Consider the following 17,422-nt stretch of genomic DNA (forward strand, 5'->3'; position numbering starts at 1 on the left):
TCCTACTTCAAAATCATTCATATTTATGAAACATTTATTGATAACAATCCATTTCCTTGCGTGTACGGTTCTATCGTCTATACGTGCACAGGATAAAGCCACCGTAATAAATACCGGCAAGCTGGAAAAATATGTGCAATTCTTCAATAGCCTGGATACCGGTGAGGTAAAGAACTATGTGCCCAACAGCCGCGCAGCCGCCTGGATGGAACAGAACGTGCCCCTGTTTGAATGCCCGGACAGTGTGATGGAACAAACCTACTATTACCGCTGGTGGAGCTTTCGCAAGCACCTGAAGCAAACGCCGGATGGTTTTATATTCACGGAATTCATCCTCCCGGTAAAGCATGCCGGCAGGTATAACGCCTTGAGCTGCGCGCTGGGTCACCACATCTACGAAGGCCGCTGGCTGCGCGATACGCAGTACGTAAACCAGTATATCCGCTACTGGCTGGAAAAGGACAAGCAGCAGCAACGCCCCCGTTTTCACCAGTTCAGTAGCTGGGCGGCAGACGCGATCTATCACCGTTACCTGGTAACGGCCGACCGCAGCTTTGCGACCAGCCTGCTGGATTCGCTGGATATGGATTACCGTTTGTGGGAGCAGGAGCGGGGACTGTCCAATGGACTGTTCTGGCAGCATGACGTGAAGGACGGCATGGAGGAATCCATCAGTGGTTCCCGCCGGGATAAGAATATCCGTCCTACCATCAACAGCTATATGTACGGTAATGCCAAAGCCCTGGCGGCACTGGCGGCGCTGGCCGGCCGCGATAGCCTGCAGCAGCGCTATGCGCAACTGGCGGCGCAGTTGAAAAGCCTCGTACAACAAACGCTCTGGGACGATACGGCCGTTTTCTTCAAGGTAAGGCTGGCAAAAGGCCCGCTGTCCAATGCCCGCGAGGAGATCGGTTTCATTCCCTGGTACTTTAACCTGCCGGATGACAAGGCCGCTTATGCCAAAGCCTGGCAGCAGCTTACCGATCCTGCCGGCTTTAAAGCGCCCTGGGGGCTGACCACAGCGGAGCAGCGCCACCCGGATTTTCGTTCCCGCGGCACCGGTGGCTGTGAATGGGATGGCGCTATCTGGCCTTTTGCCACCACGCAGACATTGAAAGGACTGGCCAATCTGTTGACGGATTATCGCCATCATGACGGCATAACGCCCCAGGTATACCTGCAGGTGCTGCACACCTATGCGCGCGCCCATCAGAAGAACGGCGCGCCTTACATTGGCGAGTACCAGGATGAAAAGACCGGCTACTGGCTGAAAGGAGACAACCCGCGCAGCCGCTTTTACAACCACTCCGGTTTTTGCGACCTCGTGATCAATGACCTGGTGGGGCTGAAGCCCCGGGAGGACGACCAGGTGGAAATATACCCCCTGCTGCCGCCCGGAACCTGGGACTGGTTCTGCCTGGACCAGGTGCCGTACCACGGCCGCCTGCTCACCATTCTCTGGGACCGTACCGGGAATAAATACAACAAGGGAAAGGGCTTCCGCGTGTTTGCGGACGGCACGGAAATATACAGTGCCCCTGCATTGGGTCACATCATAGCGCCATTGCCGGCCAAAAAACAGGCGCTTACGCTGTGGTATGACCGCCCTGCGGATAAATGGACCAGCGCGCTGCCCATTGGCAACGGGCGCCTGGGCGCCATGATATTTGCCGGCGTGAACGCGGAGCATTTACAGTTCAACGAATCCACCCTGTGGACCGATGGTCCCCGGGAGCATGCGCACCCCGGCGCCGTGCAATACCTGCAGCAGATACGCGACCTGTTGGCCGCCGGCAAACAGGACGAAGCGGAGCAACTGGCGGAAGAGCACTTCATGGGCCTGAAAAGCCCGCCCCCCGCTTCCCACTACGAAGCAGACTACCAGCCTTTCGGGGACCTGTGGCTGCATTTCAGGGACACTGCAGCAACGGTTACGGACTACCGGCGGGAGCTGGACCTCAACACCGCCATTGCACGCACTACCTATACCGCCGGTGGCGTACGGTACACCCGGGAATACCTGGCCTCCACACCGCAACACGCCATCGTGGTGCACCTTGGGGCTGACAAGCCGGGCAGCATCAGCTTTACCGCTTCCCTGAAAACACCACAACCGGTATATGCGTTCCGAAAAATAAACGACAGCACGCTAGCGCTTTCCCTGAAAGTGCGCGATGGCGTGCTGCAGGGGGAAAGCTGGCTGAAGGTAAGCGCGCAAGGCGGGCAGGTGACGCTGTCAGACAGCAGCATTACCGTTACTAACGCCAACGAAGCTACGCTGTACCTCACCGCAGCTACCAGCTACAAAAATTATAAAGATGTTTCCGGTAAGCCCGCGGAGCAGTGTGCACAGGTAATGCGTGCACTGGCCGCGCCGTCATACCACCATATCCGTGCCGCGCACATCCGTGACTATCAGCAGTTTTTCAATACCTTCTCTATTGACCTCGGTAAGGGGCAAACGCAGTTGCCAACAGATCAGCGCATCCGGCAATTTACGGCTGCTACTGATCCCGCGCTGGCCGCCCTGTACGTGCAGTACGCCCGCTACCTGATGATATCCGGCTCCCGGCCCGGCTCCCAGCCCCTGAACCTCCAGGGCATCTGGAACGACCAGTTGACGCCGCCCTGGGGCAGCAAGTATACCACCAATATTAACCTGGAAATGAATTACTGGCCGGCAGAGGTATTGCATCTCGCTGATTGTGCGCAGCCCCTGTTCATGCTTACAAAGGAAGTGTCGGAAGCGGGGCGGGCCGTGGCAAAGGAGCACTATGGGGCAGATGGCTGGGTGCTGCACCACAATACGGACCTGTGGCGGGGCGCCGCGCCTATCAACGCATCCAACCACGGCATATGGGTGACCGGCGGCGCCTGGCTGTGCCATCACCTGTGGGAGCATTACCTCTATACAAAGGATAAAGCATTCCTGAAACAAAACGCCTATCCCGTGATGAAAGCGGCCGCCCGCTTCTTCGTGGATTTCCTGGTAAAAGATCCGGCTACCGGCTGGCTGATCAGCACACCGTCCAACTCGCCGGAGCAGGGCGGACTGGTGGCCGGCCCTACCATGGATCACCAACTGATCCGCGACCTGTTCAAAAACTGCATTGCCGCATCTGAAATACTGAAAACAGATGCCTCCTTCCGCAAAACCCTGCAAGAAATGTATCCGCAGATAGCGCCGAACCAGGTTGGCAGGCACGGGCAACTGCAGGAATGGATGCAGGATGTGGACGATCCCAACAACCGCCACCGGCATGTGTCCCATTTATGGGGCGTATTCCCCGGCTCGGATATTACCTGGGACCAGTCGCCGGACCTGATGAAAGCCGCGCGCCAGTCGCTGCTGTACAGGGGCGATGGCGGCACCGGCTGGAGCCTGGCCTGGAAGATCAACCTGTGGGCCCGTTTCAAAGATGGCAATCATGCCCTGCTCATGATCAACAAACTGCTGGCGCCCGCGGAAGAACCTTCCGGCAAGGTGCACGGCGGTTCCTACACCAACCTGTTTGACGCACACCCGCCTTTCCAGATAGACGGCAATTTTGGCGGCGCCTCCGGTATTGCGGAAGCGCTGCTGCAGAGTCATATGGGATACATTGACCTGCTGCCCGCCCTGCCGGACGCCTGGGCTACCGGCGAGGTAAAAGGCATCTGCGCCCGGGGCGGCTTTGTGCTGGACCTGGATTGGCAGGAGGGTAAGCTGCAGCAGGTAACTGTCAGGTCTGCTACCGGCGGCAATTGTGAGCTGCGCTACGGGCAGGAGAAGTTGCGGTTCATCGCGCAAAAAGGGAAAACCTACCAGGTAAACGCCGTGAACGGGAAGTTGCACCTGCAGCCTCACGTTGTACGCTAAACGATTATAAATGAAGTCAGCCAATTGCTTTTTTATCCTGCTCCTGCTGCTGGCTGCCCCGGCTATGGCGCAGGAAATAAAACCATCAGCTACTGAAGACTGGTCTTACAAGCCGCCGCTGGTTACGCCCGGTAAAAAAGGCCAGCCGCCTTCAGACGCCATTATATTGTTTACAGGGAAAAAAGACCTTGCTAAATGGGAGCACCCGGACAGCAGCGCGGTTACCTGGAAGGTAAAGGGCCGCCGGCTGACGGTAGTGCCTAAAGCAAAGGACATCCGCACCAAACAGGCTTTTGGCAGCATGCAACTGCACATTGAATGGAAAACTCCTGATCCGCAGGAAGATCATGGCAACAGTATGGGCAACAGCGGCGTGCTGTTCATGGGCCTGTACGAGCTGCAGATATATGAAAGCTACCAGTATGCCCGGCGTATCTATTACAACGGGCAGGCCGGCAGTATCTACAAGCAATATGCGCCGCTGGTGAATGCCTGCCTGCCGCCAAAGACCTGGCAAACTTATGACGTGGTGTTTGAAGCCCCGGTGTTCAACCCGGACCGCTCCCTGAAAACACCGGCCTATATTACCGTTTTCCATAACGGCGTGCTGATACAAAACCATGTGCCCATCAAGGGCCCCATGGTGTATGCCGGTTACCCCGAATATCAATACCATGCAGACAAGCTGCCGCTGGTGCTGCAGGAGCACAACAGCCGGGTAAGCTTTCGCAACATCTGGGCCCGGGAATTATGACAGTATAGGACAGTTGGCTGCGCTCCATTGATTAAATTCCACTATTCCCACATAATGCTACGCCCGTGGAAGATCAACTTTGGAGCGCCATAAGGAACAATGACCAGGCAGCTTTTACCGCCGTGTACAAGGCCTGCTACCAGTTGCTGTTTGCAGACGGGTTCCGCCGCTGTGCCGATAAAGATCTGGTAAAGGACTGTATCCATGAGCTGTTCCTGGAGATATGGCATAGCCGTCAGCAACTGCCGCCGGTGGAGCATGTGGCCGCCTACCTCAAAACCCGCCTCAAAAGAAAAATATGGAAGGAAGCGGAAAAGCTGCAGCGGCACCCTACCGTAGCTGACCCGGAAACCCGGGTAAAGGAAATGGAATATCCTTACGAGGAATTGCTGATCCGCCTGCAGTCAAAACAGGAGATAGCGGAAAAGGTGCGACGGGCCATGCAGCAGCTTACGCAGCGCCAGGTAGAGATCATCCGCATGAAATTTTTTGAGAACCGCAGCTACGAAGAAATATCCAGGCTCACCACTACTACCACCCGTACCGTTTATAACCAGGTGTATGACTCCCTGAAGATCCTGCGTAAATACCTGAAGCTGCTCTTTATCATTTAATTACCAGTTAATTAAGCATAACTCCAAAATTTTTATAAGTATTTCATAGTAAAAATGGGCATTACGGCGGCACTTAGTATTATACAACGGCGCTGTATGGACTACTCATTATATGAACCGGAAGATTTTGCGGCCAATGAATCCTACCTGCGGTACTACTTTAAGCTGGACCCGGTAGACGTGTTCTTCTGGCAGAACTGGATCCGCAATCATCCTGAAAAGCTGGATGTGATCATCAGCGCGGATCAACTGATCAGTTTTGCTGCCCTGCAGTTGCCGGAAGAGGAGTTTCAGCAGGAAATGGAGCGCCTGCAGCAGGCCTTGTCAGCCGGGGAGGAACAGGAAGCCGTTGCGCCCGTGCGCACCACGCAAAGCCGCCTCACACGGCTGTTTGCCGCAGCCGGTATCCTGCTGGGCGTACTGCTCGCAACAGGGCTGTTCTTTCATAGCCGGTATTACCTTTCAAAGCAGGGGCCGGCAAAACTGGCCGCCGCAGATGCACTGCAGGAAAAGGAGAACAGGGGTACCGCTCCGCTGAAGATACAATTGGCGGACAATAGCATCGTTACCCTGCAGCAGGGCGCGCGGCTGTTATATCCCCGCCGGTTTACGCCCGGTAAAAGAGAGGTTTACCTGCAGGGGGAAGCCTTCTTTGAGGTCAGCCACGATCCCGACCGTCCTTTTTATGTGTACTATAATAACCTGGTCACGCATGTGCTGGGCACCAGCTTTAATATCCGCGCAGACCAACGGAAAAAGCAGGTGGAAGTAACGGTGCGCAGCGGCAAAGTGGAGGTGTATGAGCAGGCGCCCGCCGGCAACCGGCAGCACGGCGCAGCCGGCAGCAATGGCGTGATACTTACGCCCAACCAGAAAGTGCTGTATTCCGAGGACAGCCGGCAGTTTGAAGCCCTGCTGGTAGAGCATCCCCTGCCCCTGGCAACAGCCCCGGCGCCTGATACGGCGCTTGTAAAAGATGCACCCGCAGCCGTTGCGGAGCGCTTTGTGTTCAACACGGCGCCGCTGCCAGAAGTGCTGCAGGCCTTTGAGCAGGTGTATGGGATAGAGATAGAAGTAGAGAATGAGCGCATCAATAATTGTCATTTTTCGGGGGACATTTCCAATATGGATTTCAACGCAAGAATGGAGGTGATCTGCCAGGTATTGCATGCCACCTATGAGATCAGGGGAACAAAAATATTGATCCGGGGCAACGGATGCTCCGTATAAGCAAGAAAATAAATTCCGTGTTATGAATAGATAGTTGATTACAACCAATTCCACCGGTGTGGCTATACGCCGGCAGCGATGCGCACGCTGCCCACAGTATCCTTTTACTTAACGAACAAACTTTCATGTTATGAAACTGCTGATCAGGATCACAGTGATACTATCCACATTGGTCATGTTTTTTGCCTGTTCCGTATATGCCGGGAGGGCAGCCACGCAGGACCTGCTGGATAAAAGGGTCACCATTACCGTACAATCAGCCGAAATATCCGCCATTATCACCATGCTGCAGCGGCAAACGGGCATCCGTTTCCTGTACAGCCCGGAAGTGATACGCACCGACCGGAAAATGGCGCTTTCGGCCAATAACGAAAAGCTGGGCGTATTGCTGGACAAAATGCTGAAGCCCATGGCCATTGGCTTTAAGGTGATAGAGGACCGCATACTGCTGTATGCGCTGGACACTGCCGCGCGCAGCCTCTCCCTCTTCCAGGAAAAGGTGGTCACCGGCACGGTGAGGGACGAACAGGGCAACCCCGTGCCGGGTGTAACAGTGGTGGTAAAAGGCAATGCCGCCAACGGCACGGTCACAAGCCCGGAAGGGAGATTCCGCTTGCAGGTGGCCGATAGCGCCGCCGTGCTGGTAGTGAGCTTTATCGGGTATGAAACACAGGAGCTACCGGTATCCGGCAGAACGGCCATGGATATACGCTTAAAGACGGCCTCCCAATCCCTGCAGGACGTGATCGTGGTAGGCTATGGCAAGCAGACCCGGCGTAACGTGACCGGGGCCGTGTCCACTATCAAGGCGGAAGCCATCAAAGACCTGCCGGTAACCAGCGTGGACCAGAAGTTGACCGGGCAGGTGGCCGGCGTGCAGGTAATGCAGGTAACGGGCACGCCCGGCGGCAGCCCGGTGGTGCGCATCCGCGGCGCCGGCTCCATTGGCGCGGGCGATGATCCGCTGTATGTGATAGACGGCTTTCCCATCACGACCAATTACAATAGGTACTCCAACCCGCTCAGCCTGTTCAGTCCCAATGACATTGAATCCATTACGGTGCTGAAGGATGCCGCGGCTGCAGCCATCTACGGTTCCAGGGGCGCCAACGGCGTGATACTGATCACCACCAAAAAAGCAAAGGCCGGAGCCTCCCGCCTGGAAGTGGACGTATACACCGGCATACAGCAGGAGTACAAGCGGAACCGCGTAAAGATGATGACCGCCGCGGAATATGCGCAATGGCGCACCGAGCACCGGCAGGACATGGCGGCCTTTACCGGCCAGCCCTTTGACCCTGCATCCGTGCCGGCGGAATACCGCAACCCCGATTCCCTGGGCGCCGGCACCAACTGGTACGACGCCATGACACGGGCTGCGCCTATACAGAGCTACAACCTTACCTGGAGCAAAGGCACGGAAGACCTGCGCGTACTGCTGTCCGGCGGTTATTTTAACCAGCAGGGTATCGTACGCAACACCGCTTTCCAGCGCTATTCCTTCCGCGCCAACATTGAGGGGAACGTAAGGAAGAACATCCTGGTGGGATTGAACTTTTCGCCTACCTACAACATCCGCAACCTGGGCGAAACAGAAGGTCACTTTAACAGCGCCATTCTCACGCAGGCGTTGCTCAACAGCCCCCTGCCGCCGGTAAGGCAGCCGGACGGCTCCTTTACGCCCACGGTATCTTCGCCGGATGCCTTTGCCAACGCCAACCCGGTGAACATGCTGGAGAACACCACCAACAAGGTGAACAGCGTGCGTGCGCTCACCAACGTATATGCGGACTGGGAGATCATTCCCGGCCTGCATTTCAAATCCAGCCTCAATATTGACTACAGCAACGACAAGCAGAATATTTTTGTGCCTTCCTATGTGGGCGGCTTCCGCAGTCCGCCGCCGCAGCCCGCTACCGGCGCGTATAATACCACCAACCTGCTCAACCTGTTGAACGAGAATACGCTGACCTGGGACAAGCAATGGGGCGCGCACAACTTCTCCCTGCTGCTGGGATATACCGCCCAGCAGGAGAGAGCGGAGTACGGCAATTTCAACGGCTCCCAGTACCCGGACGATAATGTACGCACCCTGAATGCCGCCGCCGTTATTACCGGGCAAACCACCGTGCAGGAATGGCGGCAACTGTCCTACCTGGGCCGCATCAATTACGAATTCAAGGACCGCTACCTGGCCAGCCTGGTGTTCCGCCGCGACGGATCCTCCCGTTTTGGCGCCAACAACCGCTGGGGCAATTTTCCTTCCGCATCGCTTGGATGGCGTATTTCGGAAGAACCGTTCTTCCCGGCCACCGGCCTTATCGACGATCTGAAACTAAGGGGCAGCTATGGCCTGGCCGGTAACAACAATATCGGCAACTACACCTACCTGCCCGGGGTGGTGATAGACAACGGCGGCAATTTTCTCAATAACACCAACTATGTATTCGGCAGCGGGCTGGCCAGCGGCATCCGGGTGAATGCGCTTGCCAACCCGGACCTGGGCTGGGAATCATCCCGGCAGATGGACATCGGCATTGACCTCTCGCTGTTAAAAGGCCGTATCTATTTTATAGGGGAGTATTATGTACGCGATACCCGGGACATGCTGCAGACCATTGATGTGCCCAGCGTATCGGGCTTCCAGAGCGGTATTGCCAATATTGGCGAAGTACGTAACCATGGCTGGGAGTTTTCGCTCAGCACGCACAACTTCACCAAAGCGTTCCGCTGGAGCACCGATCTGAATATTTCGTTTAACCGGAACCGTATACAGAACCTGGGCAACAAGGCGCAGATCATATCCGGCAGCGAAAGCACCAATATTTCCGTAGTAGGTCAGCCCATGGGCCTGTTCTACGGCTACATCTTTGAAGGTATTTTCCAGTCGCAGGAGGAAGTGGAGCGGTCGCCGCACCAGGCCGGCCAGGTAGCCGGCACCGTAAAGTACCGCGATGTGAATGGCGACGGCAATATTACCAGCGCGGACAAGACCATCATGGGGAATCCTTACCCGGACTTTACCTGGGGCCTGACCAACCGCTTTAATTACCGCAACTTCGACCTGTCCATATTGATCAATGGCTCACAGGGCGCCAAGGTGCTGGACCTGTACAAAAGGTTCACCACCAACCTGGACGGTGTGTTCAATGTGGAAGCCGATGTAAAGCACCGCTGGCGCTCGCCGGAGCAGCCGGGCAACGGGCTGCTGCCCACCACGGTGGCCAGTACGCCGCTGGCGCGGGAGATCAACTCCCTTTGGGTAAAGGACGCCTCCTACGTGGCGATCCGCAATGTGACACTGGGCTACAGTTTCAAACTGAAGGCGGTGAACAATGTAAGAGTGTATTTCAGCGCGCAGAACGCCTGGATATTTTCTTCCTACCGCGGTAACCCGGAGGTGAATGTGAATGGCAGCAACTCCCTGGCGCCCGGCGTGAACTACACCGGCTACCCGGTGCCCGCCACTTTTACGCTGGGAGCCAACCTGCAATTATAACTACCAAAAAGTACGCAGATGCAACCGGCTACAGGCAACATTTATTTCACAAAAACCTGTTCCGGCCGGTTCCATCCGACCTTAAAAAATAAAAATTATTCGGATGAAACAGTTCAGATACATATGGCCCATATGCCTGCTGCTCGCCGCCTGTGGCAAGAGCTTCCTGGATATTTCCCCGGAACATTTCCAGAATGAGGGCGACTATTTCAAAACGGCCGAGCAGTTTGAGCAGGCAGTGAACGGCGCCTACGGGCCCCTGCAGGGACTGTACACCGGCAGCCACTGGGCGCTGACGGAAATGCGCTCGGACAATACTTCCTACCAGAAGAACACCGGCGACGCTTCCGGTTTCCCGAAAGAAGAGCTGGACGAGTTCCGCGAACAGGATGATAATAGCTATGTATACACGTATTTTAACTATTGCTATAACGGCATTTCCCGCTGCAATACCGTGCTGGACCACCTGGAGGGCGCCGCGATCGACGCGCAGGTGAAGCAGCAGGTGACGGGGCAGGCTGCTTTTTTGCGCGCTTTTTACTATTTTAACCTGGTGCGCTGCTTTGGGGACATTCCCCTGGTAACGCACGAAGTGACCTCCACTACCGGCGCTTTCAGCATTGCAGAACGCCGGCCGGCAGCGGATATCTATACACAGATCATGACAGACGTGCAGACAGCCATTGATAACCTGCCGGATACCTGGACCGATGCAGCAGACAAAGGGAGAGCAGTAAAGGCCGCCGCACAGACCCTGCTGGCGGACGTGCACCTGACGCTGAAACAGTATGACCAGGCCATACCCCTGTTGCGGGCCGTGATGCAGTCCCCTGCCGGGTATGACCTGCTGCCGGACTATGCCGCTTTGTATACATTGGCCAACAAGAACAGCAGGGAATCTGTTTTCGAGATCCAGTACATGGAAGGCTCCTCGAATGAATACAGCGATTTTATCTACCAGTTTGCGCCGTACAATGCCGGTACTGCTGTTACCGGTTTTGGACTGTATGCCGGCTCCGGTTCCGGCTGGAATATTCCCACGCAGGACATGCTGGACGCCTACGAAGCAGGCGATGAGCGGCAGGCGGCCTCCATCAGCCTGTCATTCACCGATCCCAATACGGGCCAGGTGGTGCCCTATGTGATCAAGTACAATACGCCGCATGCCCTGCGTTACCAGACTGCCAGCAACTTCCCGGTATACCGCTTTGCAGATGTGCTGCTGATGCTGGCCGAGTGCCTGAATGAGGCCGGTTTCGCAGCCAACGGGGAAGCTTACACGCTACTGAACCGGGTGCGGCAGCGGGCCGGGCTGCAGCCTAAAACGGCCGGTAACCCGGACCCTGCGCTGGACCTCAGCACACAGGAGGCATTCCGGCAGGCGGTATGGCAGGAGCGCAGGGTGGAGCTGGCCTTTGAGAACCATCGCTGGTTTGACCTGCTGCGCACCGGCCGGGCGGAAACCCTGATGCAGGCGCACGCAACAGAGGAGAAAAGTTTAAAGAGCTACCTGGTGCCCGCTGCCTACAGCAGCATCCGGCTCACTTACCAGTACCCGAGAAGGGAAGTGCAATTGACTAATTAAGACAGCAACAATAAGCATGGTATTGACACACTTCAAAAGATTTTTCTGTGGCCTGGTTTTAATGGCGCAACCTTTTTTACTGTCCGCCGCCGGCCGGCAGCAACCTGCAGACACCAGCGGGCTTTCCGAAGCCGTTTTCCGGCAGCCGCCGGCTGCCTATGGCATCCGCTGCTGGTGGTGGTGGCTCAACGGGAATGTTACCAAACAATCCATTACCCGCGACCTGGAAGCCATGAAGGCAAAAGGCTTCAGCGGCGCCTGTATTTTTGATGCCGGCGGGCAGGACCAGCGGGGTAATGGCTCCGTGCCGGAAGGGCCGATGTTTGGCACCCCGGCCTGGCAGGAGCTGTTCCGTTACGCCGTGAAGGAAGCCCGCCGCCTGGGGCTGGTGCTAAGCCTCAATATACAGAGCGGCTGGAACCTGGGTGCGCCGGACGTACAGCCGCAGGAGGCCGCCAAGCGCCTTACCTGGTCGGAGCAGATCATCACAGGTGGTGGTAACGGCGCGCAAACATTGCCGCTGCCGCCTGCCCTGCAGCATTTTTACCGGGACATCGCGGTGCTGGCCTTTCCTTACCGGGATACCGCGGGCATTCAGCCCATAGCGCACCTCCGGCAGAAGGCGGCCTTTGATGAAGTGGGTGGCTCCGCTACGGATACCCGCTACCTGCTGAACGGCGATACTACGGATAACGGCCATGTACACACGCAGCACAGCAATGTGCAGGACATTACCCGCTACATGGATAGCAGCGGTACCCTGCGCTGGAAGGCGCCGCCGGGCAAATGGGTGGTAATGCGCTTTGGCTATACCCTGAACGGCTCCGCTATTTCCACCTCCAGCGGGCAGTGGCAGGGACTGGTGATCGACTATATGAGCCGTGCGCACTTTACCCGCTACTGGAACACGCATGTAAAACCCCTGCTTGAAAGCATAGGACCGGATGCAGGCACCACGTTGCGGTACCTGCAAACGGATAGCTGGGAGTTGGGCGGCATTAACTGGACGGAAGATTTCCGCCGGGAGTTCCGTAGCAGGAGAGGCTATGACCTGCTGCCCTACCTGCCTGTAGTGGCCGGCAAGGTGGTGGACAGCAGGGATGCCTGCAACCGCTTCCTGGCAGACCTGCGCAAGACCATTAGCGATTGTATTGCAGACAATCACTATAAAGTGTTCCGCGAAAAAGCGGCCGCTTACGGCATGGGCATACAGCCGGAATCCGCCGGCCCGCATGCCGGCCCCTTTGACGGGTTGAAGAACCTGGGCTTCAGTGAGATCATGATGGGCGAGTTCTGGTCGCCTTCCCCGCACCGGCCGCGGCCGGAGAACCGTTTTTTTGTAAAGCAGGCCGCCAGCGCCGCGCACATTTATAATAAAAAGCTGGTGGGCGCAGAAGCCTTTACCACCATTGGCCGGCACTGGAATGATGTGATCTGGGAGCATATGAAGCCCAGCTTTGACCATGAGCTGTGCGCCGGGCTGAATCTCACCCTGCTGCATACCTTTACCAGTTCCCCTGCAGCCATGGGCATACCGGGGCAGGAGTATTTTGCCGGCACGCACCTCAATCCCAACATCACCTGGTGGAAATATGCGGATGCTTTCTTCCGCTATATGGCCCGCTGCCAGTACATGATGCAGGAAGGACGTTTTGTGGCGGATGTGTTATACTACTATGGCGATCATGTGCCCAACATTGTACGGCTGAAAGAGGACGACCCGGCCGGCGCCTTACCTGGCTTTGATTATGACGTGATTAACGAAGAGCGCCTGATGGCCCTGCAGGTGCAGCAGGGGGGGATCACGTTGCCGCATGGCATGCGTTACCGGGTGCTGGTGCTGCCGGACCATGCTGTTATGTCGCTGGCCGCATTGAAGAAAGTACATCAACTGGTGAACGATGGCGCAACGGTAATCGGGCCGCGCACACAGCGCTCCGTAAGCCTGGAGCAATACCCCGCAGCGGGAAAGGAGCTGCAGCAACTGGCCGTCGCCCTGTGGGGAGCAGCCGGGCCGGCAAACGCGTCATCCCGTGGCAGCCGGCCGGTGGGGAAGGGGCAGGTAGCCTGGGGATATACGGCAGCGGAATGGCTGGCTGCAAAGGGCATATCCCCGGATTGCCGTTTTGATGCCGCAGATACCCTGTCATTTGGATATATCCATCACCGTTGGAACCAGGAGGATTATTACTTTATCAGCAGCCGGCAGCCGCAGGCCTGTACGGCCAATGTAAGCTTCCGCGTAAGCGGGCGCCAGCCGGAATTCTGGGACCCTGTTACGGGCCACACCCGCCCGGCCGTGGCCTACACCCAGGCCAATGGCATTACTACGGTGCCGGTGTCGTTTACGCCTTACGGCTCCTGGTTCATTGTGTTCCGCAAGCCTGCACCGGTTGCGCAGCAGGGAACAGCGCAAAGTAATTTCCCCGGGTTCCGCACGATAGATACCCTGCAGGGCCCCTGGCAACTGCATTTTGACGAGCGCTGGGGCGGCCCCGCCTCCGTGCAATTCCCGTCACTGGTGAGCTGGACGGAAAGGCCGGAGCCGGGTATCCGCTATTACTCCGGCAGCGTGGTGTACCACAAGGAGTTTACCACGGAAGCAGCCGGCGCTAAGCGGCCATTGTACCTCAACCTGGGTGCTGTCAGCGATGTAGGCATTGCCCGGGTAACGCTCAACGGTAAGGACCTGGGCGTAGTATGGGCGCCACCCTACCGTATACCCGTGAGCGGTATACTGCGCGAGGGCGCCAACGTGCTGGAGGTAGAGGTCATTAATAGCTGGCGCAACCGCCTGGTAGGCGACAGGGAACTGCCCGCAGAAAAGCGGTTCACTAAAACCAATATCGCCATCCGGCCGGATTGGTCCCTGCTGGAATCAGGTTTGCTGGGCCCTGTAGTGGTGGAAACAGCGCGTTAGCAGGATAGCTGCGCCGGTTCCAGCAGGCCGCGGATGATCCTGAGCGAGCGCGCCAGTTGATGCTTCACCGTAGAAGGGCTGATGCCCAGTTGCGCCGCCACTTCCTTACGGTTCATGCCGGATTCGTAAGTAAGCCGGAACACCTTGGCGGACATGGGCGGCACTTTATGGATCACCATCATCAGGTGCTCCCAGAGCTCGCTTTTTTCCATGTCGTGCCCGGGCAATGTTTCCTCCCCGGGCAGCAGCTTCTGCAGCTTTCTTTTCCGGAGCGCCTCGTTCCTGAGCTTGTTGAGGCAGCGGTTACGGATGGCGCAGTGAAGGAAGCTTTTTAAAGAAACGTTTACCTTGGTAAACAGCTTCCGCTCCCAGCAATCCATGAAGAAATCCTGTACCGTGTCATGGGCTTCCGTTTCATCTTCAAGCACGGTTAATGCTACGTACACCAGCCATCTGCGGTATAGCCGGAACAGTTGGGCAAATGCGCTGTCATCGCCGGACTGTAGCCTGTCTAGTAATAGTTGGTCATTTGCATTCATGTGGTAGAAATGATTGGGTTATTTGACGAACAGTATGTAAGCCGTATCACAGGTCACGTGATGGTTGGGGAAAGAGAGCGGAAAAATAAATCACGGCAGATAATAGGATATACGGGAGAAACAAATAGCCGGTTTTGGAAAAACAGGAAATTCGTTTTCCATTAACTTGGGGTTAACGCCGGCGGGCGGTCTTTAGTTTTCATATCCTTCCGGGAACCTCGCCTCTACTGCTTTGATGCGCCAGCCGTGCTCCAGGTATGCTTTCATGGAAACGAGCACCAGTACCCAGCCCTCCGTTTGCCCGGCGATGTGCTGCACCAGGTTGGGATCATCGGCCTTCCATCCTTTTTCATCCACGCTTACGAAGGTAACGTCTGCGCTTTTGGATGTAAAGGTGATATAAACCGTTGTTTCTAGATCACCGGCCACCCAACGGAAAGTAATGGACTGGTTGGGTATAATTTCGACAGGGGTTACCGTTGTACTGACGTGGTAGGCTTCCCAGGTCCACTCTACCGGCCGGCCCGTATCCAGCCGCCCGCTGCTCTTGCTGAACCAGAACATGGAAGTAATGTCCGGGTTTACCAGCGCTTCAAATACTTCTTCCACGGGTTTATAGATCAGCATGCCGGAGGAAGCTACAGGCTCTTCAGCGGGTGTTCTTTTTTGATCCGTCATAACAAAAAGTTTTAAGTGAATTATTTTTTCTTTTTGTGTGTTGCTGCTTTAGGCTCCTTTGCCAGGAAATCCTCCAGGGCGTCCAGCTTTTGGGTCCAGAAAGAACGGTATTGCTCCGTCCATTCCGCCACTTCCTTCAGTTTGCCCAGCTCTGCACGACAGTATCTTTCCCGTCCTTGTTGTTTGATCACTACCAGCCCGCACTCCGTTAGTATCCTGATGTGCTTGGATACCGCCGGCCTGCTGATGTCGAAATTTTCCGCAACGGCGTTCAGGTTCAGTGGCTGCCGTGCCAGCAGGTGAATGATCTCCCGTCTTGTCGGATCTGCTATCGCCTGAAAAACATCCCTTCTCATTGATGAAATCTTGATTTGAATAAGGAAAAATCCCGGTACAAAAGTAATGAAACCTTTTGGTTACAAAAAACAGGGAGAAGGAGCCACCTGCACAAGCAGGACGGAAATACAGGTAAGTGGAGGCGGCCGGGATTACCGGAAGTGCAGCACGCCCTGCTGATCAAAATAGTAGTCAATGCCGGTGGTGTTCTTCACATCCTCCATAAATTCCCGGACAGGTTTGTGCTTGTCTATCATCCCGCTGAAGTGCCGGGTACTGGCTGAGGAGCCGCTGTCTATCACGGCGGCAATGCCCAGCATGCGCGTAAGGATGGTGCATATTTCCGGCATGGGCGTGTGTTCGAAGAAGTGTTTGCCCGTTCTCCAACCCAGTGCTTCCCGGGCATCAAAGGGTTGTGCGTATAATCCCTTTTCAGGGGTGCATACCGCTTCCATGCCTGGCTTTACCACCAGGTTGGCCGCTCCTGACTGCACTCTTACGGCGCCCTTTACCAGGGCCAGCTTCACCACACCGGGGTCATAGGCATTGATGTTGAATTCCGTGCCCAGTACCTGTACCGTGCTGTGAGGGGTGTGTATAATAAAAGGCTGGGAAGCATTGGCGGCTACTTTTACATAAGCTTCGCCGCTCAGCAGGGTTATTTCCCGGCTGTTGCCATTGAAGCGGAAGGGGAACTGCAGGCGGGATGCTGCGTTGAGCCATATTTCCGTACTGTCGGCCAGCGTTACTTTATAATTCCTGGCATTGGGCACGCTGAGAATATGCTGCCCGCCATGAACGGCGGCATTTTCCTGCACGCTAAAGGTTAAGGCCTGCTCCGTGTGATACAATTGCACCTTGCCTATGGTGGTCTGCTGCTGCCCGGAAAGGGCAATGCTGCGGTTGTCTGCCAGTTGCAGTGTAACGGCTTGGGCCGCAGGCAGGCTGGCGTCAGCGGGAGTTGCCGGCGGTGGCGCATTCCGTTGGGAGAAATAATAATAACCGGCGCTGCTCACCAGCAGTCCGGCTATCATGGCGGCGATGGCAGGTTTTTCGAAACGGGTGCGCGCCAGGAAGGGGGTGCGGGTGGCCGGGTGAGGCTTTATTACGCCCAGCAGGTCTCCCCAGTCTTCGTCATGCTGCAGCCGTTCCAGGTCCATGTTTTCTTCTTCACTGAGCGCATATTGCAGCGCATTGAAGGCCTCCCGCATGTCCTCGTCCCTGCTAAGCTGCGCCTCCAGGTACCGCAGGTCTTTGGGACGGATAATACCGGCAATTTTTTCGTACATCAATTGCCAGATGTATTCCTTCTGTTGTTGTGTGAGCTGTGTTTTCACGACTACAATAGTGTTTCTTTGATAGTCAGATGATATGGCAGCCGTATAATATAGTGCTACCGTTTATAATG

11 protein-coding genes are annotated in these 17,422 nt (G+C 56.1%); 7 read left to right on the top strand and 4 right to left on the bottom strand.

Translation table 11 applies throughout. The features are described 5' to 3' along the window. Nucleotides 1–25: 25 nt before the first annotated feature. The 7 genes from LX66_RS28470 to LX66_RS11795 all read left to right on the top strand — a co-directional run bounded on the left by LX66_RS28470 (nucleotide 26) and on the right by LX66_RS11795 (nucleotide 14,461). Nucleotides 26–3,859, top strand: a complete 3,834-nt coding sequence (locus LX66_RS28470; RefSeq protein WP_145713412.1) for a glycosyl hydrolase family 95 catalytic domain-containing protein — start codon at nucleotides 26–28, stop codon at nucleotides 3,857–3,859. 10 nt (nucleotides 3,860–3,869) lie between these two features. After that, nucleotides 3,870–4,613, top strand: coding sequence for a 3-keto-disaccharide hydrolase (locus LX66_RS11770; protein WP_145713415.1), 744 nt, complete (start codon nucleotides 3,870–3,872; stop codon nucleotides 4,611–4,613). A 65-nt stretch (nucleotides 4,614–4,678) separates the two neighbouring features. Beyond that, complete coding sequence (locus LX66_RS11775) at nucleotides 4,679–5,227, top strand: RNA polymerase sigma factor (RefSeq protein ID WP_158642613.1); 549 nt, start codon at nucleotides 4,679–4,681, stop codon at nucleotides 5,225–5,227. A gap of 96 nt (nucleotides 5,228–5,323) precedes the next feature. Then, entirely contained in the window at nucleotides 5,324–6,457 is a 1,134-nt protein-coding gene (locus LX66_RS11780) for a FecR family protein (protein ID WP_158642614.1), read from the top strand. A gap of 130 nt (nucleotides 6,458–6,587) precedes the next feature. Further along, on the top strand, nucleotides 6,588–9,956 hold the full coding sequence (locus tag LX66_RS11785; protein ID WP_145713422.1) for a SusC/RagA family TonB-linked outer membrane protein: 3,369 nt from the start codon (nucleotides 6,588–6,590) through the stop codon (nucleotides 9,954–9,956). A 103-nt stretch (nucleotides 9,957–10,059) separates the two neighbouring features. Beyond that, on the top strand, nucleotides 10,060–11,541 hold the full coding sequence (locus tag LX66_RS11790) for a RagB/SusD family nutrient uptake outer membrane protein (protein ID WP_145713425.1): 1,482 nt from the start codon (nucleotides 10,060–10,062) through the stop codon (nucleotides 11,539–11,541). 61 nt (nucleotides 11,542–11,602) lie between these two features. Then, nucleotides 11,603–14,461 carry a glycosyl hydrolase gene (locus LX66_RS11795; protein ID WP_145713427.1) on the top strand — a complete coding sequence of 953 codons (2,859 nt, stop codon included), beginning with the start codon at nucleotides 11,603–11,605 and terminating at the stop codon, nucleotides 14,459–14,461. Here LX66_RS11795 and LX66_RS11800 read toward each other — a convergent pair. The 4 genes from LX66_RS11800 to LX66_RS11815 form a co-directional block, all read right to left on the bottom strand. After that, nucleotides 14,458–15,000, bottom strand: a complete 543-nt coding sequence (locus tag LX66_RS11800) for an RNA polymerase sigma factor (protein WP_145713430.1) — start codon at nucleotides 14,998–15,000, stop codon at nucleotides 14,458–14,460. The genes LX66_RS11795 and LX66_RS11800 overlap by 4 nt on opposite strands. Nucleotides 15,001–15,192: 192 nt before the next feature. Next, the gene (locus tag LX66_RS11805) at nucleotides 15,193–15,678 is read right to left on the bottom strand and encodes an SRPBCC domain-containing protein (protein ID WP_145713433.1); all 486 of its coding nucleotides are present in this window, start codon (nucleotides 15,676–15,678) and stop codon (nucleotides 15,193–15,195) included. A 20-nt stretch (nucleotides 15,679–15,698) separates the two neighbouring features. Beyond that, nucleotides 15,699–16,034: an ArsR/SmtB family transcription factor gene (locus tag LX66_RS11810; protein WP_145713436.1), complete on the bottom strand. Its 336-nt coding sequence runs from the start codon at nucleotides 16,032–16,034 to the stop codon at nucleotides 15,699–15,701. Nucleotides 16,035–16,166: 132 nt separating this feature from the next. Beyond that, nucleotides 16,167–17,351, bottom strand: coding sequence for a FecR family protein (locus LX66_RS11815; protein WP_145713439.1), 1,185 nt, complete (start codon nucleotides 17,349–17,351; stop codon nucleotides 16,167–16,169). Nucleotides 17,352–17,422 lie beyond the last annotated feature (71 nt).

The sequence above is a fragment of the Chitinophaga japonensis genome, from assembly GCF_007830125.1.
Lineage (GTDB): Bacteria > Bacteroidota > Bacteroidia > Chitinophagales > Chitinophagaceae > Chitinophaga > Chitinophaga japonensis.